The following is a 19,684-nucleotide window of genomic DNA, read 5'->3' as shown; positions in this document are numbered from 1 at the left end:
GATCTGACTTTCCAAACACGCCTCGCTGACAAGGTTTCCAAGCGTGAGCGCGAAGAGGCGGCGTGGCAGTCGGTCGCTGTGACCGCTGTCCCATCGACCGCCGACGGCAGGAATCAGGGCGTCGGCACCGTTGCGCAGAGTCGCGGCGGCGGCCGACGACGTCATTCGCTCAGATCCTGGACGTGTCGCCGGTCCTCGTCGCGGGAACGATGGCCGCCCCGGTCGAACCCGCTCAGCGGAACGGTGGCTCGTCGAAGCTCCGCAGTTTGCGCGAATGCAGTCCGTGACGGTCGGCGCGCAGACCGTCCAGTGCCGCCAGGCCGACCCGCAGATGCTCCGAGACCGCCCGGTCGTAGAACGCGTTCGCGGCGCCCGGGAGCTTGATCTCGCCGTGGAGCGGCTTGTCGGAAACGCAGAGCAGGGCTCCGTAGGGCACGCGCAGCCGAAATCCCTGAGCCGCGACGGTGCCGCTCTCCATGTCGACCGCGACCGCGCGCGACTGATTGATCCGGCGCCGCTCCTGGCTGAAGCGCAACTCCCAGTTCCTGTCGTCATAGGTGACGACCGTACCCGTCCGCAGGCGCTGCTTCAGGGCGTCAGCGTGCTCGCCCGTCACCGCGGCGGCTGCGCTTTGCAGAGCGACCTGCACCTCGGCCAGCGCCGGCACCGGCACATCCGGTGGAACCAGTTCGTCGAGAATCCGGTCCCGGCGCAGGTAGGCGTGGGCGAGGACGTAGTCACCGATGGTCTGGGACTGACGAAGACCGCCGCAATGCCCGACCATCAGCCAGCAATCCGGGCGAAGCACCGCGAGGTGGTCGGTGATCGTCTTGGCGTTCGAGGGACCGACGCCGATGTTGACGAGCGTCGTGCCCTGCAGCGTCCCGTCCGCACCGCGGGCGACGAGGTGATAGGCCGGCATCTGGTGCCGGTGCCACGGCGAGGCGGCAATCACGGCCGCGGGATCGGCATCCGCGGCCTCCGCGCGCGTCACAGAGACGCCGCCCGGAAGGACCAGCCGCTCGAAGCCTTCCTCATCGGAGGCGAGCCGTTCCAGGCCGTGGCGCACGAACTGGTCGACGTAGCGGTGGTAGTTGGTGAGCAGGATCCAGGGCTGGACGTCCCGCCAGTCGCAGCCCGTGTAATGAACCAGCCGCCGCAGCGAGTAATCGACCCGCACCGCATCGAACAGCGCCAGAGGCAGCGGCTCGCCGTCGGCTTGAGCGAACGTCCCGTCGGCGATCTCGTCGCCGACAAGCGACAGGAGCGGAACCGGGAAGTACGTGGCGAGCTCCGCGCCGTCGACGGCCCGGCCGCGGGCATCGAGCCCGGCCTCCAGCACGTAGGGATAGGGGATCTCCTGCGCGCTCAGGCCAATTTCGAGAGCCACGCCGTAATCGGCGATGAGTGGCTCCAACTGCCGGGTGAGGTAGTCGCGGAAGAAGCCTGGATGAGTGATTGTCGTCGCGTAGGTACCGGCGGCCTGGAGCTTGGCGGTGGCGCGCCGCACTCGGGGCAGCGGTCCGTCCGGCCGGTAGCTGACGCGCAGCTCGGGATAGCGGAAGGCCAGCCGTTCGGTCGCGTCCGGCGGCGGGCCGCCCGCGAGGTAGCGTTCCAGCGCGGTTCGCAGAGCGCCAGCCGCGTGGTCGTAGAGTTCGACCAAGCGGTCGATGGCGGTCCCGGCATCGGCCACCGCCTGCATCGGCCGCAATTCACGCTCGATCATGTCGCCTCCGTCGCTGGCGGCGGATCTACACCTGCGGCCGCCGGGGAGCGAGATGCAGGCCTGCTGCGCGTGCCATGTGGGCTTGCGGGCGCCGGGCGCTTGGTCGACAAGCCCGCCGAACCGGAGCGAGGCGGCATGGGCGCGGGCGAGTTCGGGATCCGTCCCGGCGAAGAGGTGGCGGCTCTGCCGGAGCGCTACGACGCCGGCCTTTACTTCATCGGCCGGCTGCGCACGCCGTGGCAAACGCGCTCGGATTGTCCGAAGAACGGCCTCCAAACCGACGCGGTCTGCAGCGTCGAGGTCGACCCCGCCTTCGCCCCCGGCCTGCGTACCGTGACCGGCTGCACGCACCTGATCCTGCTCTACTGGATGGACCGGGCGACCCGCGGCCTCGTCGTCCAGCACCCGCGTCACGCCGATGGGCCGCGCGGGACCTTCTCGCTCCGCTCGCCCGCGCGGCCGAACCCGATCGCCCTCTCGGTGGTGGAACTGGTCGGCCGCGACGGCGCGGTTCTGAAGGTTCGCGGCCTCGACTGCATCGACGGCACGCCGCTCCTCGACATCAAGCCCTATTACGCATCGACGGATTCGCGGCCTGACGCCCAGGTCGATCGCGCTGGTGCCGCTTCGTGAAGCGCCTCACTCTTTTGCTCGTCGTCGGCCTAGTCCTGCTGGCGCTCGGCGGCCTCGCCGGATGGCGCCTCCACCGGCCCGGGGCCGACGCGCGCGCCTACGCGGACATGCGCCTAATCGCCGTGCAGGTGAGCCTCGACGAGGCGCCACCCGAATACGTGTTCTGGGCCGGCGATTCTCAGGTGGAACTGCAGCCCGGCGGCCAGCGCCCGTGCGGTCTGGATCTGGTCAACGGCGGCGTCAGCGGGGCGACGGCGGGCAACTATGCCGACTACCTGAAGCGCCTGACCTTCAAGACCCGCCCGCGCTTGGCCGCCCTCACGATCGGGACCAACGACATCCTAGTGAAGAACAATCCGCAACTGACGAAGCCCACGGAGCAGTTCGAAGCATCTGCCGAGGCGATCATCAGGCGGCTCCAGGACTTGAGCCCCCGGGTCGTCGTGACCGCCCTGCCCCCGGTCGGCCGGGAGATCGGCAAGCTCGTCGAGGCAGGCGCGGTGGCGGATTATTCGCGGCGGCTTGAGAACCTCTGCGGACGTCTCGGCTGCACCTTCGCGGATCCGTTCGCGGCGCTGCGCGATGGCGATACCGGCTATGCTAAGCCCGGTGCCTTGCGCGACGGGCTGCACCTGGCTGCGTTTCGGCCGGCCCTGCAGGCGCTTGAACCAGCCCTGTGTGCACCATGACAGCGCCCGCGACGCGGGCTCTGCCGCCCTCGTTGGCTTCGCGAACCCTCGTTGGCTTCGCGGACCAAGTGAAGCAATTCAGGGGCGCCACGTCTTCCGACGTCGCGCTGCACGGGGTCGCTTCGCCGCGCTCGCGATGACGGCGCAGCACTCGGATGAAGATCGGTCCGGAGGCCGGCTCACTCCCACTCGATCGTGCCGGGGGGCTTCGAGGTGATGTCGTAGGTCACCCGATTGATACCCTTCACCTCGTTGATGATGCGGGTGGCGACCCGGCCGAGGAAGGCCATGTCGAACGGGTAGAAATCGGCCGTCATGCCGTCCACCGAGGTCACGGCCCGGAGCGCGCAGACGTGGTCGTAGGTGCGGCCGTCGCCCATCACGCCCACGGTCTTCACCGGCAGGATCACCGCGAAGGCCTGCCAGATCGTGTCGTAGAGCCCGGCCTGCCTGATCTCGTCTAGGTAGATCGCGTCGGCCTTGCGCAGGGCTTCCAGCTTCTCGGCCGTGATCGTGCCGGGACAGCGGATCGCCAAACCCGGACCGGGAAACGGATGGCGGCCGACGAAACCCTCGGGCAGGCCCAGTTCCTTGCCCAGTACCCGGACCTCGTCCTTGAACAGCTCGCGCAGCGGCTCCACGAGCTTCATGTTCATGCGCTCGGGCAGCCCGCCGACGTTGTGGTGGCTCTTGATCGTCACCGAGGGGCCACCTGTGAACGACACGCTCTCGATCACGTCCGGATAGAGCGTGCCCTGCGCGAGGAACGCCGCCCCGCCGATCTTCTTCGCTTCGGCCTCGAATACGTCGATGAACAGGCGTCCGATGGTCTTGCGCTTCACCTCCGGGTCACTGACCCCCTCGAGCGCCGAGAGGAACATGCCCGAGGCTTCCACGTGAACCAGCGGGATGTTGTAGTGGTCGCGGAACAGGGCCACGACCTGCTCGGCTTCGCCGAGCCGCAGGAGCCCGTGATCGACGAACACGCAGGTGAGCTGGTCGCCGATCGCCTCGTGGATCAGCACGGCCGCGACGGCGGAATCGACGCCGCCGGACAACCCGCAGATCACCTTTTCCGCGCCGACCTGCTCGCGGATCTTGGCGATCGCCTCCTCGCGATAGGCGCCCATGGTCCAGTCGCCTGAGCATCCGGCGACGTCGCGGACGAAATTGCGGATCAGCAGGGCGCCGTGGGGCGTGTGCGCCACCTCCGGGTGGAACTGGACCGCGTAGTAGTTGCGCGCCTCGTCCGCCACCGCCGCGAAGGGCGCGTTCTTCGAGATCGCCACGGTGGTGAAGCCGTCGGGCAGCTTGGTGACCCGGTCGCCGTGGCTCATCCAGACCGGGTACTTCTCGCCCTTATGCCAGACGCCGTTGAACAGCGGGCAATCGGCCAGGATCTCGACCTCGGCCCGCCCGAATTCCGCATGGTGGCCGCCCTCGACCGCTCCGCCGAGCTGCGCCGCCATGGTCTGCTGGCCGTAGCAGATGCCGAAGACCGGGACACCGGAATCGAAGACCAGCTGGGGCGCCCGGGGCGAGGCCTCCACCGTCACCGACTCGGGGCCGCCGGAGAGGATCACGCCCTTCGGCCGCTGCTCGCGGAACGCGGCCTCGGCCTTCGTGAAGGGCACGATCTCGCAATAGACGCCCTCCTCCCGCACCCGGCGGGCGATGAGCTGGGTCACCTGAGAGCCGAAATCGACGATCAGGATCTTGTCGTGGTCGGTGTTCATCGCGGGCGATTATCCGATGGCCGGGACGCGCGCAACGCGCTGGCCCGCGCCGGGCTGGGGATCGCAACGCAAGGTGCGCACCGCAACCCCCGGGTCGGTGGCCGTTCAGTCGAAATTCCGGACCTTGGCCGAACCGCCCAGGCTGATCGCGGGCTTCGGTGCCGCGCCGGCGAGGCTCACCTTCTTCTGCCCTGGCGGCGTCTTCGCGCGCAGCTGCGGCGCGGCCTCCGGCGCCGGCCGGGACGGCTTCAGGTGAGCCTGGCCGTGGATCACCGATCCGATCTCGCCGGCGACGCGGATGAGGTCGTCGCGCTCGCAGGAGCGGGCGACCTTGAGGCCGAGTTTGTGCATGTGGCTCTTGCCGTACAGGTAGGCGGCGAGCTGCGCACGCTTGAGCGGCGGGATCTGCTCGAGGATCAGCGGCAGATCGAAATCGTCGGCCCGATACACGGAGCCGAGAACCTCGAGGGTCACCGGACAATCGACTTCGGGCTCGGCGCCGCTGGTCGGATGCGCTTGCGTCATGGATGCACCTCGGAAGGCGATGGATCGGGATGCTCGTCGGATGCCCCGGCACTGGGGTCGAGTTCAACCCCTATCGGCACCGCGAGGTTCGCAATCTGCGCCTCACGGGCTTCTGCGGGTGCGGGCGGCGCAGCCGTGGGCGGTGGGGCCTCGGCCTTCCAGGCGCCGAGGCAGCCGGTGCAGACGGATTCGATGACCGCGCGGGCATGAGCCTGCCGGCGTGCCCAGAGCATCTCCCGGGCGACGCGCGCGGCTTCGGCGTCGGGGAGCGGCCGGATCCGGATGAAGAGGGCCTCCTGCGCGGACGCCTGAAGGGGCGCTGTGAGCAGCGGGATGAGCAGGGCCAGCAGACAGCCGCCGTGCCGGCGCCACCGCCGCCCCGTCGAGGACCCCGCCATCCTGCTCTCCCGACACGACCGAGCCCGAACCCTCAGCGCACAGGGTAAACCGCGTCTTAACGGGCGGGACGGTGGCCGTTTCGGAACTTCGAGCTGCCGCGCCGGTAGAACCCAAGGCGGACCGTGAGAAGGACTGCCCCATGCCTCAGATGTTCGACTGGATCTTCTTCGCCATCATGCTCCCCTTTCCGGCCTTCCTGATCTGGGATTTCATGAAGCACCGGTAGGTCGACGGCCTCGCGCTGGCGGCGGCGGGCGGACGGCGCGCTGCTACCTTCGCCCAACGATGACGCCGCCGTGCACCCGGCCGGTGTCGTCGCCCGTCTCGCAGTCCTGCGCGATCCGTCGGCGCTCCTGAGCGCGGCCGAGCCAGACGCTGTTCACCAACCACGCCAGCGACAGCGGGATCGCCGCGCCGGCGATGCTCGCGCTGCCGAGGCCGATAGTCTGGATGCCGGTGAACGACCACGCGCCGACCTGATCGCCCAGCCGATACACCACCGTGTCGATAAAGCTCTTGGCCTTGTAGCGGTCCTCCCGCGGGACCACGGTGAACAGAACCTCCCGGACGGGCCGCGCGATGGCGAAGTTCCCGGCCCGGCGCAGGACCTGAAAGGCCACGATGACGCCGATCGTCGGCCAGGCCGCGAGCGCCGCGAAGCCGAGGATACTGAAGGCCGGCAGGATCGCGAGGGTCATGGCGACGCCGAGTCGCTTCACGATCCGCCCGGTGAGGAAGAGCTGGATGCCGAGGGTCAGCACGTTCACCGCAAGGTCGACGCTGGCGAAGAAGGCGGTCTGAGCGCCCCGGTCCGGGAAGCTGCGCTTCGCGATGCCCGCCTGCTCGAAGTACAGGAAGGTGGACGTCACCGAAAACAGCAGCAAAAACAGGGAGATGTTGAGAAGGTAGGGGGACGCCAGCGTACGGGTCACGCCGGCGAGCACGCTGCCGCCGATCGTCCGGTCCTGCCCGTCCTCCGCGGTCGGGCTGTTCCCCGGAACCTCGTGCAGTCGGGTCGACAGGGCCGCCAGCCCGCGCATGCAGAAGACCGCGACCTCCAGCAACACCACTGCGCAGAGCATCAGCCCCCAGGTTGGAACATTCTTGGCGAGCAGCGCGGTTGTGGCCGAACCGGCGATCGCGCCCACCGTGGCGCCGGCCGCGATGAAGCCGAACAGGCGCTTGCCCTGGGCGTTCGAGAACACGTCGACGATCGTTGCCCAGAAGATCGATACGACGAACAGGTTGAAGATCGACAGCCAGACGAAGAAGACGCGCCCGATCCACACGCCCCACTCGGGCGGCGCGAGGTAAAGCGTCAGCGCGAAGGCGAGGATGTTGGCCGCGAAGAACCGATAGGTGATGGGCACGAAACGCGCCCGCGGCATCCGCTTCACCAGATAGGCGAAGGGCAGGTTGAGGCTGAGCATGCCCACCAGCGTGGCTGTGAATAGCCACGGCAGGTTCTCGATGCCGCCCGCGACGCCCATCTGGTCGCGGATCGGACGCAGGACGTAGTAGGCGGCGAGGATCGAGAAGATGTAGGCCCAGGACCATGCGAGGGCCCGACCTTCCCCGGGCTGAACGCCGATCAAGCGCGCCAGTGGGCCACCAGCTCTTGCGGGCTCAGGCATGGAGAGATCTCAACGGAGCGTTCCCGTGCCGTCGGCCGACACGGCGTCTCGACGGCGCGGCGTCTCGACCGGCCTGATCGAGCGCAGGGCCTGCCGCGCCCATGCCTCTAATTCGCTAGTCCGAGCTTCTCGCGCAGCTCCGACGCGGTGACGTTCTGTCCGAAGGCCGGAGCACCGATGGCGACCTTATCGGCATCCTTGAGAGAGCCGATCACGACCGGATCGAACCCGGCATCACGGACGAGTTCCTCGGCGACCCGGAGCGCCGCAGGATCGTCGCCGGCGATCGGGATCGCCATCCGGCCGCCGGTGCGGTCGCGCCCGCCATTGGCGCCCTCCTTCGCGAACACTTTGTAGTTGGCTGAGCTGAAGGCCCGGACGAGCTTTGCGCCAGGGAAATACTTCGCGGACGTGAGCCCAAGACCGTTCGCCTGCACTTCGTCGTAGAGGGCCCCGTCACGCTTCTGCGTGGCATTGCCGGCGTCGAGCACGATCTTGCCCTTCAGCGACGGGCCGATCTCCTTCGCGAGATCCGGATAGGCCTTGTAGGGCACGGCGATGAACACGGCATCGCCGAACCTGATCGCCTCCTCGGGCGTACCGGCCTTCGCCTTCGGCCCGAGTTCCGAGACCATCGGGGCCAAGGTCTCCGGATGCCGCGAGGCGAACATTACCTCATGGCCGTCCTTGACCCAGAGGGTGCCGACCGTGCCGCCGATATTTCCGGCCCCGATTACCCCGATCCGGATCTTCCTGGCGCCGTCCTGCGCCAGGGCCGGCATGGCGGCCGCCAGGGACAACCCGGCCGCCAGGGCGAGCGCCGAGCGGCGCGTGGTGTGATCAGACCGCATCGATGAAAGCCTCCATCTGCCTGCGCTGCGCCGGATCCGGGAGCCTGCCCTGGGCGGCGCCGAGATTGTCCTCAACGTAGGAAGCCTTGGCCATGCCGGGGATCGGGCAGGTCACGGCCGGGTTGCCGAGCACGTACTTGAGAAAGAACTGCGGCCAGGTCGCGCAGCCGAGATCCTTGGCGACGGCGGGCAGCTCCTTGCCCTGCACGGCCTTGAACAGGCGGTCGCGGCCGAAGGGCACGTTCGTCATGACCGCCACCCCCCGGTCGGCGGCGAGCGGAAGCACGCGCTCGGCGGCGGCACGGTTATCGATGGCGTAGTTCACCTGGATGAAGTCGAGGGTCTCGCGCTTCATGACCGCTTCCAAAGCGTCGAGCTGTTTGTCGCGCCACACTGTGACTCCGACATAGCGGATCCGTTTCTCGCCCTTCAGATCGCGCAGCACCGCGAGGTTGTCGTCCACATCGATCAGGTTGTGGGCCGCCACGAGATCCAGTGTGTCGACCATCATCCGCTTCAGCGACCGTTCAAACTCCGCCCGGGTCTGATCCCGGCCCGTCGTGTCGACCTTGCTGGCGAGGAAGATCTTCTGGCGCAGGCCCGTCTCCGCCAGGATGACCCCGAGCACGTCCTCAGCGGTCCCGTAGCTCGGCGCGGTATCGATCACTGTGCCGCCCAGCGCGACGAAGGTCTGCACGGCCTCCTTGAGGGGTGCGACCTTGTCGGGCGTGGCTTCAACCTCGTAGCGCCGGGAGGTGCCGATGCCGATCGCCGGAAGCATCTCCCCGGTCGATGGGATCGGCCGGCGGATCAGAGGTTCGGCGGCCCGCGCCAAGCGGCCCGCGGCGGGCATCAGGGCCGCTGCGGCGATCACGGCGCGACGGGATACGGACATGGCCGGCCTCCGGCGAAGTCAGGACGACGGGGAGATAGGGCGGCGACTGCAGGAAGTGTATTCGTTATTCTCACGCTTGCGCGAGGCCCCCGGTCCCGCGGCATTCCATGGACTGGCGGAACGGCTCAGTCCTCCTCCGGCGGATCCTCGAATTCGGCACCCTCGGTGTCGGGGGCGATGCGGAAGCGGTACTCGTCGATCGCCAGGAAGGCGCGGTGCACAACCTGCGGATCGATGCCGTCGCGGACCACGAGCGTCTGGAAATCGATGAACAGGCGCGCAATCCGCGCCTCCTCCGAGAGGGCGGCGAGCGCGGACGAACTGGCGCCCGCGCGCATCATGTAGCGCTTGGCCGCGCCGGCCTCGTCGGGTGCCGGCAGCACCGCCACCTGACCGGCGGTCTCCGGTTTCAACTCTGCCCAGCGACGGGGTGTCCAGGCGATGATGGCCTCGATCTGCTTCATCCGAAGGCTCCGGCAGGTGGGGCTCCCCGCCTAACCGGACGAAGACTGCCCGTCGAGGCGCCGGCTCAGCGCGCCGGCTCGACTTGGCCGCGGATCTCACCCTTGGGATTGGCCGCGGTGTGGATGTTGAAGTAGAGCCGGCCTCCTTCCAGATCGGCCGCCTTTGCGTCGTCCAGCATGGCCTCGCCGGAGAACGGGCTGCTGGCGGCAGTCACGGGCACCAGCACGCCCGCGTTCTCGCCCGCCTTGGCGGGGCCATGAAAATGGGCCGCCGTAACAGGGCCGGTGAGTCCGCTGTAGGTACCTTTCCAGCTGAGGCGTTTGCTGGCCGGGTCGAAGGTCGCGGTGACCTCGCCGGTGCCCTGCGATTGTGTCGGTGGCACCTCGCTGCTCCCGGTCAGCGCCGCCCGGTAGGTCTTGTCGGCCGCGAATGCCGGCGCGCCGGCGAGGGGTGCTGCCGCGACGGCGAGCAGGACTGCGAAGCGGATGCTGGCACTGCGGGTCATCGAACACTCCGGGTCTGCCGGCCCTCGTTCCGGGCCCTTGGGTCAAGATAGCGGCGCGTACCGGATCGGACATGGTACGATCTTGCGATCACCCCGTTCGGACTGACAGTTGCGACCATGTTTCAGCATGCCGGTCACGGGATTCTGCGTCCGGCCGGCAACGGACCGTTGACACCCCGCACCCCGTCTTCCTATACCGCGGCCTCGCGACAAGCCGTCCTCCCGGGGCGGATGCCGCTTGGGGCGGGGTAGCTCAGCTGGTTAGAGCAGAGGAATCATAATCCTTGTGTCGGGGGTTCAAATCCCTCCCTCGCTACCATCGGTTCTGCCCGCCCTGTCAATGACTTGGCGGGTTTTTCATTGCCCGTAATGTGTCCGACACGGCTCGCAACACGCTGCAACACCGAGTGTGGTATTACAGTACGTTGCAACTCTGCGTTGGCTGCCCGGCGACGCGATTGGCACAGCAGTGCATCGAACCCGCCTTTGAACTCTCTTGATCAGCTTAGCGAAGCGCTCGAAGCGCGTCCCGCCACCTGAACGGCGGCACGCGGATCGCGCGGGGCGGCCAGACCGGCGATCCGACTCGTCAGGTCCGCGGGGCGTCGAACGCGGAGGCCGGCGCGCGCGCAGCACGCTCACGGCCGGACTCGCGGCCGCGCCGAGAACTGCGCCGAGGACGGACGTGCCCTGGCTCACGAGGCCCGGATCCGCGCCGACCACCTGATCGACGACGGACGGCACTACGCCGAGGAAGCCCGCCACCGGGTGGCACCCACGGCTGCCGCCCGATCCGTCACACCGACGCAAACCGCACCTCGACGCTACGCGCCGTCTTCGACGTCGCCTTCGCGCTGGGCCGGCTTGCCCGATCCCCGCGCTGAGGCCGCCTGATCCTAGAGATCCAGACGATCCGGAAGCGTCGCACCGCCTTTTCCGCCGCTGAGGGCAATCGCCTTCACCTCGCGCAGCGTTCAGCGGACGGAGAAGGGTGACTGATAGGGACGGCCGAACGGCACACCGTTGTTGACTGTCTGCACCGGCGCCAGAAAGCCCTTGCCGTCGCGTCGGTTGTTGCGCGTGTCCACCATCGAGAGCGGGCGCTCGACCCACTCCATCACCGAGACATCGCCGGGCGCGCCCACTTGCAGAGTTCCGAGCTTCGGCACCCTGTCGATGATGCCGGCGGGCTTGTGGGTCGCCATCGCGATCACCTGCTCCAGGCTGAAGCCCAGCGGCAGGAACTTGCTCATCACCACCGGAAGGAAAGGCATGCCGGGGGTGTTGCCGGAGAAGACATGCAGATCCGAGGAGATCGTGTCGGGCGGCGCACCCTGCGCGATCGCAGCTTCGGCGACGGTGAAATCGAACGAACCGCCGCCGTGGCCGATGTCGAACACGACGCCCCGCCGCTTGGCTTCCAGGGCAGCCGGCAGCAGCTTGCCGTCCTGGACGATGTTCGTGAACTGACCGGCGCTGTTGGGCGCACCCGAGTAGCAATGCGTGAGGATATCGCCCGGCCGCAGCAGATCGAGGATCTGGCTCATCAGCGCCGGCGTCTCGACGCCGCCGATATGGACCATCACCTTCGCCGGCCGCCCCGACATCTCGCAGGCCTGGATGGCGCGCTTTAGCGGTTCGGCCCCATGCTTGAAGATGACATTTTCGGACATCCGGACCTTGGCGCCGATGGCGAAGTCCGGGTTCTCGGCGATCGCCAGGGCGCAGGCCTCCACCTGCGCATTGTCGAGGTTGTACAGCTCGGCCACCGGAAAGGCCGACAGGCCGTTGTTGGCGATGTGGATGAAGGCGAACATCCGCGTGCGTGTCTGGGCCGCGATGTGGCGCCGGAGCGCCGCGATGTTGTTGGCTCCCGCATCGCCTGCCGAGACCACCGTGGTCACCCCTGAGAACGGGACGGTCTCGTCGGCTGGGATGCCGATCGCCGAGCCGTAGGGATAGGTGTGAGCGTGCAGATCGACGAGTCCCGGCAGCACGAGCTTGCCGGAGGCATCAATCGTCTGCTTGGCGCGTTCAGCGGGAATATCTGGCTCGAGGGCGGCCACCACACCGAAGCGGATCCCGACGTCGCGCTTCGCCCGCAGCGACTGGCTCGGGTCGATGACCTCCCCGCCCTTGATCAGCAGGTCGAACCGGTCGGGCACGGCGGCAGCGGGCCCCACGGCCGCCAGGGCGCCAGCGAGGCCGAGCCAGCTACGACGCGACAAATCGGACATGGTCCAACCTCCCTCGGGGCGCGGCCGCGTGCCGTTGGTCGGCGCTTCGGCCTTCTGGCCCAGTTACACGGCGCTCGTTGCTCGACGGCGCCGCGTTGGAGCGTAGATCTCACCATAGTCAAGCTGCAAGGTTTCGGCGACATCGCGCCTTGATGATCACCGAAGATTATACCGGTAGCCGGCGGGCCCGCCTCCGGCCAGCGTCGCCGCCTGCGCTCCGGGGCGGCAGACGAGCAACAGGGCATCGCTGGCCGAGATACCGTCGTCGAATTGGTCGATGAGCGCGGCAAGCGGCGACCCGAGATTGGACCAGCTCCATGATCCGCCGGCAGCCCGAGGAAGGGCCGTTCTCAGGTTTTTTCCGTGGCGATCAGCGTGAATGGGTCGGGTTGTGCGCTCTCGCAGCGGCCATGTTTGCTTCGATGACATGTCCGGTGCGGTGCGGCCGGCCGACCGGACCGCGCAGGCCATGAGCCGGGCTGGCTACCCGGTCGAGCCTGTCTGAGGGTCGGCGCGACGCGGCGAGTCCGACGTTCCCGCTGCCGCCGGACGGACTTCCACACCGGCCCAGAATTTGGCATCCTAGACCCGTGACCCTCTGGCTCGCCCTTCGGCGACTGTTGCCGCTCCTGGCGGTCCTCAGCCTCGCCCTGACACCGGTGACCGCACCCGCGGCAACCGCCGGCATGCACGCGTCGATGGCGTGGAGCGGTCACGCGGCCACCACGGATCACCACGGCAAGGCCGGGATGGACCATGCCGCGACGGGCCACCATGCGGCCGCGTCGGTCGACATGGCCGGCATGGACATGGCCGGCATGGACATGGACGACATGCCCTGCTGCCCGAAGTCCGATGCCGCCAAGCCGGACTGCGCGAAAGGGTGCCCGCTTATGGCCCTGTGCTTGGCGAGCGTGGCCTCCCTGCTGCCGGGCACGGAGCCCGTCCCGGTGCCCGTCGCGATCCACGCGGACGTGACTTGGCCTGACCACGCGGCCTTCGCCAGTGTGCACGGATCGCCGTTACCGGAGCCCCCTCGAGCCTGAACCCGATGCCGCCGGCGCCTGCGCCGGCACGATGACGCGCGCCCGCGCAACGCCATCCATCGCGTTCAGGAGATAGCACCTGTGACAAAGAACCCATTCGCGTGCGCCCTACCAGCCGCACTGCTCGGCGCCGGCCTGTCCGCGTCGGCGATGACCCTGCCCGCCCAGGCCGACATCAAGGACTACCAGTTCCAGCTCGTGCAGCCGGAGGCGAAGGTCGGCGAGACCGTTGTCGCCGTGCGCATCGTCGACAGACGCAGCGGCAAGCCGGTGCCCGACGCCGTGATCTTCGCCAAACGGCTCGACATGGCTCCCGACGGCATGGAGGAGATGGTCACCAAGCTTGATCAACTACCCTCCACCGAGCCCGGCATCTACCGCTTCAAGGCGAAGCTCTCGATGGCCGGCGGCTGGCGCCTCTCCCTTGGGGCCAAGGTCCAGGGCGAGACCGGCACGGTCGAGGACAAGCTGATCTTCCAGGCCGTCAAGTGAGCCGGTCTGCATGGCTCGCCGGGACCCTCGTCGCACTCGCGGCGGGGGGCGCCGGCTACATCGCCGGGCACGAGAGTGACTCCGTACCGGCCCTTGTTGAACGGGCCCGTTCCGAGCTGGCGGCCGCGCTGCCCGGAGTGGTGCAGGTGCGGATCGCCGACTGGCTCCCGATCATCGCGGGCCGCCCGAACGCGGCTGCGCAGCCCGCAAAGGCGACCGGGCCGGTGGTCTACTACCAGGACCCGGACGGGAAGCCGGTCTACTCGGCCTCGCAGATGGTGACCGACGACGGCCGGGAATTTCGGTCTGTCCGGGCCGGCGAGGACGTCAGCTTCGACGGTGCCGAGGACGGCGATGCCAAGCTATCCGGGACGTCCGGCCACGACATGTCCAAGCACGGCATGGCGGCGAGCGAGGCAGCCAAATCCGCGGGCGGCGACCGCAGAGTTCTCTACTACCGCAACCCGATGGGGCTGCCGGACACCTCGCCGGTGCCGAAGAAGGACTCGATGGGGATGGACTATATCCCTGTCTACGCCAGTGAGGGCGATGGCGGGACCACCGTGACCATCTCGCCCGGCAAGGTACAGCGCACCGGCGTGCGCACCGAGACCGTCGAGCGGCGCGTGGTGGCGCAGCCGGTGCGCGTGCCCGGCACCGTGGCGCTCGACGAGCGGCGCGTCACCGTCGTGGCAACCCGCTCCGACGCCTTCGTCGACCACGTCGAGAACGTCACGACCGGCGACCGGGTCCGGAAGGGCCAGGCGCTGGTGCACGTCTACTCCCCCGATATCAACGCGGCGGCCGCCCAGCTCATCGCCAACCCTGGCTTCGACGGCGCCCGGCGACGCCTGCAGAACCTGAACGTATCCGAACCCGTCATCGACGAGATGGAGCGCACCCGGAAGGTGCCCATGGCCATCACATGGGCTTCGCCCCGCGACGGCGTCGTCCTGCAGCGGAACGCAGTCGAGGGTATGAAGGCGGCGGCCGGCGACACCCTGTTCCGAATCGGCGACATCTCGACGATGTGGGTGCTGGCCGACGTGCCCGAGCGCGACCTCGCCGGGGTACGGGTCGGCCAGCCCGCCACCGTGCGGCTCCGCTCGGCCCCCAGCCGTAGCTTCTTGGGCAAGGTCGCGGTCGTCTACCCGCAGGTGAACCCCGACACTCGGGCCACCCGGGTCCGGATCGAGCTGCCGAACCCGGACGGTGTGCTCCTGCCCGACATGTACGCCGACGTCGAGATCGCCACCGGCGATGCCAAGCCGGTGGCGACAGTTCCGGACGACGCGGTCATCGACACCGGCGAGCGCCAGATCGTGCTCCTCGACCGCGGCGAGGGCCGCTTCGAGCCGAGGGCAGTGACGGTCGGCGTCAGCGGAGGAGGCTACACCGAGATCCGCCACGGCGTGGCGGCGGGCGAGCGGGTGGTGACGGCTGCGAATTTCCTGATCGACGCCGAGAGCAACCTGAAGACAGCGCTCCAGTCCCTGGCCACCCCGAAGGACGACCGGCAGGCGGCGAACGCGGGAGGCAATCCGTGATCGCACGCCTCATCGGCTGGTCGGCCCGCAACCTCGTCCTGGTGCTGGTCGGTACGATCTTCGCCGTCGCGGCCGGCTTGCTGGCGCTCCGGACGCTGCCGCTGGACGCCATCCCCGACCTCTCGGACGTGCAGGCCATCGTCTACACCGAGTATCCGGGTCAGGCCCCCCAGGTCGTGGAGGACCAAGTCACCTACCCGCTCACCACCGCCATGCTGACGGTGCCGAGGGCCAAGGTCGTGCGCGGCTTCTCGTTCTTCGGGGTCAGCTTCGTCTACGTCATCTTCGAGGACGGTACCGACCCATATTGGGGCCGCTCACGGGTTCTGGAGTACCTCAACGCAGCCGGGAGCAAGCTCCCGGCCGGGGTGAATCCGACGCTCGGTCCCGACGCCACCGGCGTTGGCTGGGTCTACCAGTACGTCGTGGTAGCCAAGGAGCGGACGCTCGCCGAACTGCGCTCGATCCAGGATTGGGTGATCCGCTTCGGTGCCTCTCGGGCCGAGGGTGTGGCCGAGGTCGCCGGCGTCGGCGGCTTCGTGAAGCAGTACACCGTCGTCGTCGATCCAAATCGCCTGCGGGCCCAGGGCATCCCCCTCAACAAGCTCCGCGACGCGATCCGCGCGAGCAACGCCGACGTCGGCGGACGCACCGTCGAGCTTTCGGAGTTCGAGTTCATGGTGCGCGGACGCGGCTACCTGAAGGGCGTCGCCGACATCGAGAACATCGTTCTCAAGACCTCCGGCGGCACGGCGCTGCGGGTGCGGGACGTCGCCCGCGTCGAGCTCGGGCCGGACGAGCGGCGCGGCATCACCGAGATGAACGGCGACGGCGAGGTTGCCGGCGGCATCGTCCTGCAGCGCTTCGGTGCCAACGCCCTCAGCGTCGTCGAGGGGGTGAAGGCGAAGCTCGCCGAGGTCGCGAAGAGTCTGCCGGCCGGCACCGAGATCCTGCCGGTCTACGATCGCTCCCAACTCATTGACGCGGCCATCGACACCTTGCGGCACACGCTGGTTGAGGAGAGCGTCGTCGTCTCCCTGGTCTGCGTCGTGTTCCTGCTCCACCTGCGCAGCGCGCTCGTGGCGGTTCTGATGCTGCCGGTCGGCATCCTGATGGCCCTCGCCGGCATGAAGGCGCTCGGAATCGGCGCCAACATCATGAGCCTTGGGGGCATCGCCATCGCGGTCGGCGCCATGATCGACGCCGCCATCGTGATGATCGAGAACGCCCACAAGCACTTGGAGCGCGCGCCCCTGGGCAAGCCGCGGGTCCTGATCCTGGTTGAGGCCGCGTCCGAGGTCGGCCCGTCGCTGTTCTTCTCGCTCCTCGTCATCACCGTGAGCTTCCTGCCGATCTTCACCCTGGAGAGCCAGGAGGGACGGCTGTTCGGGCCGCTCGCCTACACCAAGACCTTCGCCATGGCGGCGGCAGCGCTCCTCTCGGTGACGCTGGTGCCTGCGCTGATGGTGCTGTTCGTGCGCGGGCGGATCGTCCCGGAGCACCGCAACCCGCTCAACCGCCTTCTGATCTGGCTGTACCGGCCGCTCATCGCCGGGGTGCTGCGGGCGCGGATGCTGACCATTCTGATCGCCGTGGGCGTGCTGGCGGCGACCGTGTGGCCGGCCCGGCAACTCGGCTCCGAGTTCATGCCGGACCTCGACGAGGGCAGCCTGCTCTACATGCCGACGACCCTGCCCGGGATCTCCGTCACCAAGGCGGGCGAGCTCCTCGCGACCCAGGACCGTATCATCAAGAGCTTCCCGGAGGTCGCCTCGGTCTACGGCAAGGCGGGCCGCGCCAACACGGCGACCGACCCGGCTCCGATGGAGATGTTCGAGACCGTCATAACCCTGAAACCCAAGACGGAGTGGCGCCCCGGCGTCACCCGCGCCAGCCTCAAGGCGGAGATGGACGACGCTTTGCAGTTCCCGGGTGTCTCGAACGCCTGGACGCAGCCGATCCGTGCCCGCATCGACATGCTCTCGACCGGCATCCGCACGCCGGTCGGCATCAAGGTGCTCGGGACCGACCTGAAGCAAATGGAGGGCGTTGCCCGGCAGGTCGAGGCGGTAGTGCGCGCTGTGCCGGGCACGTCGAGCGCCTATGCCGAGCGGGTCATCGGCGGCTACTTCCTCGACATCACCCCCGACCGGGAGGCGCTGGGCCGCTACGGCCTGATGGTCGGCGACGTGCAGGACGTGATCGCCACGGCGCTCGGCGGCCAGGCCGTGACGACCACGGTCGAGGGCCGCGAACGCTACACCGTGAACGTGCGCTACCCGCGCGCCTTCCGCTCGGACCCCCGCGCCATCGCCGACGAGGTGCAGGTGCCCCTTCCGGCAGGGGGAACGGTTCCGCTTCGCGAGGTCGCGAAGGTCGAGCTCGCCCGGGGGCCGACCTCGATCCGGACCGAGAATGGTCAGCTCGCGGTCTACATCTTCGTCGATATTACCGGCCGGGACCTGGGCGGCTACGTCGCCGAGGCGCGCGCGGCAGTGGCGAAGGAAGTCCAGCTGCCCCCGGGCACGACCCTCCAGTGGAGCGGGCAGTACGAGTACCTTGAGCGGGCCGAGGCACGCCTGCGGATCGTGGTGCCGCTGACCTTGCTCGTCGTGTTCCTGCTCCTCTATCTGAACTTCCGCCGCCTGACCGAGACGTTGATCGTCATGCTGTCGCTGCCCTTCGCCCTGGTCGGCGGGGTGTGGCTGCTCTGGTTCATGGACTTCAACCTATCGGTTGCGGTGGCGGTCGGCTTCATCGCGCTGGCCGGCGTCGCCGCAGAGACCGGCGTGATCATGCTGGTCTACCTCGACCACGCCTGGGACGAGATCCGGTCCGGATGCGCGCGGGAGAGCCGCCCCCAGACGCGGGCTGACCTGCGCCGCGCGATCATGGTCGGCGCGGTCGAGCGGGTGCGTCCGAAGATGATGACGGTCGTGGCCATCATGGCCGGGCTCGTTCCGATCCTGTGGAGCAGCGGCTCGGGCTCGGAGGTCATGCAGCGCATCGCCGTGCCGATGATCGGCGGGATGGTCTCCTCCACCGTGCTGACCCTCGTGGTGATCCCCGCCGTCTACGCGCTCGTGAAGGGCTGGAGGCTGCCGTCCGGCAATCAAATTCAGACGAACGGCGTCGAGGAGTCGATACCTCACCGGGCCGCCGCCGAGTAGCGCCGGCGCGCCCCCCGCCCCACATCGGAAAGGAGCCGCTCATGTTGTCGCCTGCCCGTAAGGCCGTCCTGTACCGGATGGTCACCCCCGAGCACACCTGTCCCTACGGACTGAAGGCCAAGGACCTCCTCGAACGCAAGGGCTTCGAGGTCGAGGACCACCTACTGACGGACAGGGCGGAAACCGACCGGTTCAAGGCCGAACATCAGGTCAAGTCGACGCCGCAGACCTTCATCAACGGCGAGCGCGTCGGCGGCTTCGACGACCTGAAGCGCCGCTTCGGCACGGCCGCCAATGACCCGAACGAGCCGACCTACGTGCCTGTCATGGTGGTGTTCTCGATGACGGCGCTCATGGCCCTGGCGGCGAGCTACGCCGCCTACGGGACGCCGCTCACGATGCGCGCCGCGGAGTGGTTCATCGCCTTCAGCATGTGCGTGCTCGCGCTGCTCAAGCTTCAAGATGTCGAGAGCTTCTCCTCGATGTTCCTTGGCTACGACATGCTCGGGCGGCGCTGGGTTCGCTACGCCTACGCCTACCCGTTCCTGGAGGGTATCGCCGGCGTGCTGATGGTGGCGGGCGCCCTCAACGGGATCTCGATCCCCGTGGCGCTGTTCATCGGCTCGGTCGGGTCCTTATCGGTCTTCAAGGCGGTTTACGTCGACAAGCGCGACATCAAGTGCGCCTGCGTGGGCGGGTCGAGCAAGGTGCCGCTTGGCTTCGTCTCGCTGACCGAGAACATAATGATGGTCGCCATGGCCCTCTGGATGCTGGCGGCGCACCATTGAGCGCCGCCTTCCGTGTCGGGCTGGCTCCATGACCTTTCCGTCGCATCCTTGCTGCTCGGGCCGTCTGGTGGGGGAATTTCCATCCGCAGTGCAGGCCGCCATGGTGGCAGGCTTCCTCGCCAGCTTCCCGGTAAATGACCGCGCGTGGGAGCCAGCATCGAAGAGAAGATGTGAAAGGCGTCGCCAAATCTTCTTTTGCAATCATCATGTTGAGATCTGCCCTTCTGCCCGTCCGGCTCGATGAGGGCTTCTCGGCTTTAGGCCGGCGTCCAATCGGCGTCGGACGCCCATCAGATGTTTTTGCGCCTGCGAGCAGATTGGCAGATCCGACCGTGTTCAACCCTCA

Annotated in this window: 17 protein-coding genes and 1 tRNA gene; 8 read left to right on the top strand and 10 right to left on the bottom strand. The window is 68.2% G+C overall.

Annotation, left to right across the window (positions count from 1 at the left end; all coding sequences use genetic code 11):
• Window positions 1-232: 232 nt before the first annotated feature.
• Entirely contained in the window at window positions 233-1,726 is a 1,494-nt protein-coding gene (locus tag ACLBX9_RS22275) for an AMP nucleosidase (RefSeq protein ID WP_447720463.1), read from the bottom strand.
• A gap of 135 nt (window positions 1,727-1,861) precedes the next feature.
• On the opposite strand from ACLBX9_RS22275, the gene tsaA reads away from it, so the two are divergent.
• The gene (tsaA, locus tag ACLBX9_RS22270) at window positions 1,862-2,359 is read left to right on the top strand and encodes a tRNA (N6-threonylcarbamoyladenosine(37)-N6)-methyltransferase TrmO (protein ID WP_447720462.1); all 498 of its coding nucleotides are present in this window, start codon (window positions 1,862-1,864) and stop codon (window positions 2,357-2,359) included.
• The gene (locus tag ACLBX9_RS22265; protein WP_447720461.1) at window positions 2,356-3,048 is read left to right on the top strand and encodes an SGNH/GDSL hydrolase family protein; all 693 of its coding nucleotides are present in this window, start codon (window positions 2,356-2,358) and stop codon (window positions 3,046-3,048) included. The genes tsaA and ACLBX9_RS22265 overlap by 4 nt, the downstream gene beginning before the upstream one ends.
• Window positions 3,049-3,227: 179 nt before the next feature.
• On the opposite strand, the gene guaA is transcribed toward ACLBX9_RS22265, so the two are convergent.
• The 8 genes from guaA to ACLBX9_RS22225 form a co-directional block, all read right to left on the bottom strand.
• The gene (guaA, locus tag ACLBX9_RS22260) at window positions 3,228-4,784 is read right to left on the bottom strand and encodes a glutamine-hydrolyzing GMP synthase (RefSeq protein ID WP_447720460.1); all 1,557 of its coding nucleotides are present in this window, start codon (window positions 4,782-4,784) and stop codon (window positions 3,228-3,230) included.
• A gap of 105 nt (window positions 4,785-4,889) precedes the next feature.
• Window positions 4,890-5,309, bottom strand: coding sequence for a hypothetical protein (locus tag ACLBX9_RS22255; RefSeq protein ID WP_010682089.1), 420 nt, complete (start codon window positions 5,307-5,309; stop codon window positions 4,890-4,892).
• Window positions 5,306-5,707 (bottom strand): hypothetical protein, encoded by a 402-nt coding sequence (locus ACLBX9_RS22250; protein WP_447720459.1) that lies wholly within the window; start codon window positions 5,705-5,707, stop codon window positions 5,306-5,308. The genes ACLBX9_RS22255 and ACLBX9_RS22250 overlap by 4 nt, the downstream gene beginning before the upstream one ends.
• A 270-nt stretch (window positions 5,708-5,977) precedes the next feature.
• Window positions 5,978-7,342, bottom strand: a complete 1,365-nt coding sequence (locus tag ACLBX9_RS22245) for an NTP/NDP exchange transporter (RefSeq protein WP_447720458.1) — start codon at window positions 7,340-7,342, stop codon at window positions 5,978-5,980.
• A gap of 107 nt (window positions 7,343-7,449) precedes the next feature.
• Window positions 7,450-8,193, bottom strand: coding sequence for an NADPH-dependent F420 reductase (locus ACLBX9_RS22240; protein WP_447720457.1), 744 nt, complete (start codon window positions 8,191-8,193; stop codon window positions 7,450-7,452).
• Window positions 8,183-9,088 carry an aldo/keto reductase gene (locus tag ACLBX9_RS22235; protein ID WP_447720456.1) on the bottom strand — a complete coding sequence of 302 codons (906 nt, stop codon included), beginning with the start codon at window positions 9,086-9,088 and terminating at the stop codon, window positions 8,183-8,185. Before ACLBX9_RS22235 ends, ACLBX9_RS22240 begins: the two co-directional genes overlap by 11 nt.
• A 125-nt stretch (window positions 9,089-9,213) precedes the next feature.
• Complete coding sequence (locus tag ACLBX9_RS22230) at window positions 9,214-9,552, bottom strand: hypothetical protein (RefSeq protein WP_447720455.1); 339 nt, start codon at window positions 9,550-9,552, stop codon at window positions 9,214-9,216.
• A gap of 65 nt (window positions 9,553-9,617) precedes the next feature.
• Window positions 9,618-10,058: a CHRD domain-containing protein gene (locus ACLBX9_RS22225; protein WP_447720454.1), complete on the bottom strand. Its 441-nt coding sequence runs from the start codon at window positions 10,056-10,058 to the stop codon at window positions 9,618-9,620.
• A 242-nt stretch (window positions 10,059-10,300) separates the two neighbouring features.
• On the opposite strand from ACLBX9_RS22225, the gene ACLBX9_RS22220 reads away from it, so the two are divergent.
• Window positions 10,301-10,377 (top strand) — tRNA-Met (locus ACLBX9_RS22220).
• A 655-nt stretch (window positions 10,378-11,032) separates the two neighbouring features.
• Here the strand turns inward: ACLBX9_RS22220 and ACLBX9_RS22215 are convergent.
• Window positions 11,033-12,295 (bottom strand): amidohydrolase/deacetylase family metallohydrolase, encoded by a 1,263-nt coding sequence (locus ACLBX9_RS22215; RefSeq protein WP_010682188.1) that lies wholly within the window; start codon window positions 12,293-12,295, stop codon window positions 11,033-11,035.
• A 590-nt stretch (window positions 12,296-12,885) separates the two neighbouring features.
• Between ACLBX9_RS22215 and ACLBX9_RS22210 the strand changes: the two genes are divergently transcribed.
• From ACLBX9_RS22210 to ACLBX9_RS22190, 5 genes are all read left to right on the top strand, one after another.
• Window positions 12,886-13,341: a hypothetical protein gene (locus ACLBX9_RS22210; protein WP_447720453.1), complete on the top strand. Its 456-nt coding sequence runs from the start codon at window positions 12,886-12,888 to the stop codon at window positions 13,339-13,341.
• An 81-nt stretch (window positions 13,342-13,422) separates the two neighbouring features.
• Window positions 13,423-13,833, top strand: a complete 411-nt coding sequence (locus ACLBX9_RS22205) for a FixH family protein (protein WP_447720452.1) — start codon at window positions 13,423-13,425, stop codon at window positions 13,831-13,833.
• Window positions 13,830-15,380: an efflux RND transporter periplasmic adaptor subunit gene (locus ACLBX9_RS22200; RefSeq protein ID WP_447720451.1), complete on the top strand. Its 1,551-nt coding sequence runs from the start codon at window positions 13,830-13,832 to the stop codon at window positions 15,378-15,380. Before ACLBX9_RS22205 ends, ACLBX9_RS22200 begins: the two co-directional genes overlap by 4 nt.
• Complete coding sequence (locus tag ACLBX9_RS22195) at window positions 15,377-18,550, top strand: efflux RND transporter permease subunit (RefSeq protein ID WP_447720450.1); 3,174 nt, start codon at window positions 15,377-15,379, stop codon at window positions 18,548-18,550. Before ACLBX9_RS22200 ends, ACLBX9_RS22195 begins: the two co-directional genes overlap by 4 nt.
• A 41-nt stretch (window positions 18,551-18,591) precedes the next feature.
• Window positions 18,592-19,338, top strand: coding sequence for a MauE/DoxX family redox-associated membrane protein (locus tag ACLBX9_RS22190; RefSeq protein ID WP_447720449.1), 747 nt, complete (start codon window positions 18,592-18,594; stop codon window positions 19,336-19,338).
• Window positions 19,339-19,684 lie beyond the last annotated feature (346 nt).

The organism is Methylobacterium sp. A49B, from assembly GCF_053346215.1.
This window is presented reverse-complemented; position numbering and strand designations above follow the sequence as displayed.

Coding starts and splice junctions, on each gene's coding strand:
- ACLBX9_RS22275 (WP_447720463.1), bottom strand. CDS start 1,726: ATGATCGAGCGTGAATTGCGGCCGATGCAGGCGGTGGCCGATGCCGGG.
- tsaA (WP_447720462.1), top strand. CDS start 1,862: ATGGGCGCGGGCGAGTTCGGGATCCGTCCCGGCGAAGAGGTGGCGGCT.
- guaA (WP_447720460.1), bottom strand. CDS start 4,784: ATGAACACCGACCACGACAAGATCCTGATCGTCGATTTCGGCTCTCAG.
- ACLBX9_RS22255 (WP_010682089.1), bottom strand. CDS start 5,309: ATGACGCAAGCGCATCCGACCAGCGGCGCCGAGCCCGAAGTCGATTGT.
- ACLBX9_RS22250 (WP_447720459.1), bottom strand. CDS start 5,707: ATGGCGGGGTCCTCGACGGGGCGGCGGTGGCGCCGGCACGGCGGCTGT.
- ACLBX9_RS22245 (WP_447720458.1), bottom strand. CDS start 7,342: ATGCCTGAGCCCGCAAGAGCTGGTGGCCCACTGGCGCGCTTGATCGGC.
- ACLBX9_RS22240 (WP_447720457.1), bottom strand. CDS start 8,193: ATGCGGTCTGATCACACCACGCGCCGCTCGGCGCTCGCCCTGGCGGCC.
- ACLBX9_RS22235 (WP_447720456.1), bottom strand. CDS start 9,088: ATGTCCGTATCCCGTCGCGCCGTGATCGCCGCAGCGGCCCTGATGCCC.
- ACLBX9_RS22230 (WP_447720455.1), bottom strand. CDS start 9,552: ATGAAGCAGATCGAGGCCATCATCGCCTGGACACCCCGTCGCTGGGCA.
- ACLBX9_RS22225 (WP_447720454.1), bottom strand. CDS start 10,058: ATGACCCGCAGTGCCAGCATCCGCTTCGCAGTCCTGCTCGCCGTCGCG.
- ACLBX9_RS22215 (WP_010682188.1), bottom strand. CDS start 12,295: ATGTCCGATTTGTCGCGTCGTAGCTGGCTCGGCCTCGCTGGCGCCCTG.
- ACLBX9_RS22190 (WP_447720449.1), top strand. CDS start 18,592: ATGTTGTCGCCTGCCCGTAAGGCCGTCCTGTACCGGATGGTCACCCCC.